The organism is Blautia sp. HCN-20427 (assembly GCF_037890365.1).
GTDB lineage: Bacteria > Bacillota > Clostridia > Lachnospirales > Lachnospiraceae > Blautia.
In genome coordinates, this window is sequence record NZ_JBBKBX010000063.1 from 1 (window position 1) to 1,360 (window position 1,360).

General features: G+C 39.3%; 2 protein-coding genes. Both read right to left on the bottom strand.

The annotated features are described in order from the left end of the window. A partial coding sequence (locus WKT17_RS16195) for a hypothetical protein (protein WP_340273699.1) occupies positions 1–864 on the bottom strand: 864 nt, incomplete at its 3' end. 284 nt (positions 865–1,148) lie between these two features. Next, positions 1,149–1,360, bottom strand: a 212-nt coding sequence (locus WKT17_RS16200; protein WP_340273701.1) for a hypothetical protein, incomplete at its 5' end; no start/stop codon positions are given.

Consider the following 1,360-nt stretch of genomic DNA (forward strand, 5'->3'; position numbering starts at 1 on the left):
CAGCTTCAGCCTCCACATATTCATTTCTTTCTGATATGTATTCTCCGGCAGCGCAATGGCATTCGCATATCCTATCTCACTGCGGTATACCATGACCATATATCCTTCCTGGCTTGTCACCGCATACTCTTCTTTTTCCGGCAATTTGGACAGGAGCTGCTGCCCCCGGATAATCGCAGGGTTATTACTGTACTGCACAATACCATTCTCATCCAGTTCCATATAAGTATATGTCCAGTTTTCTTTGTTTAACCTTTCCGCAACACTCATATCCGGCTCTATCTCTGCATAAATATCCATTTTCTGCCTGTTGCTGAAGGAAACCCTCCGCTTTACCGATATCACCGGTCTTTCCCTGATCCCCAGGCAGGATGAATGCATAGCCTGGATTGTATTTCCAATATTTTCAGTTACATTAGGGATAGTCTGATATACTTGATCCAGATTCCTGACATTGATATTTCTGATCAATTCACTTTGCTCTTCCAGGTCATAATAAGTAACACCGAGCAGCTTTGTATTCACATATCCGAGCTTTACCAGTTCTTCTCTGAGTGATTTCTGTCCCATATACTTGTCAAAATTATCCTCAGCACTTAAATAAGACTCTACCACGTTTCCAATAAGTCCGCTAGGGCTCATCTGGTTGACAATACTGATCATGTCATAATAAGCACTATCCATCTCCCGCGTTATCTGTTCCAGATATATCTGCATGCTTTCCTGAATACTGTCATTCCGTATCATTCGGATTGTCATATATGACACAATCACCACTGCAAGGATACTTGACATCGTACTGATCAGCATAACAACCATCATCTTTTTCCTAAGTGTCTGTTTCCCTCTCTTTTCTCTTCCCATACCGGCTTCCCCACTCATATCTTGCACTATTTGTTATTTTAAAGCATACAATACTTTTTATCGAATGTCAACTGTTTATGAAATGTCTTTTTTACTAAAAAGTCCATCATTATTATTCGTAGCAAAAAATATATTCCACGATACTGACCAACATGGAAAAGAGTAATCGAGATAACATCGATTGCTCTTTTTAAACTCATGTTGATTCCCTCTCTATAATAGAGGGTAATGTAATATACGATTGAAGATACAGATTATTCTTCCTTATTTTCTGGATGACATACTTACCAGCCTGCATTTCGATAAGAAACAAGAACCTGGGATGAAACAGTTTCAGTTACATCAATAGTTTCACGTATTTTTCCATGCACAGAATCTTCTACATCATTCCAGTAACTACCTTTTCCGAGTGAAAGATAGTGGAAAATGCGCGTATAACCGAATGTCAGTTTTCCCCGCTCATAAAAGTAATAAAGTAGTGCGGGAACTTTCCCGT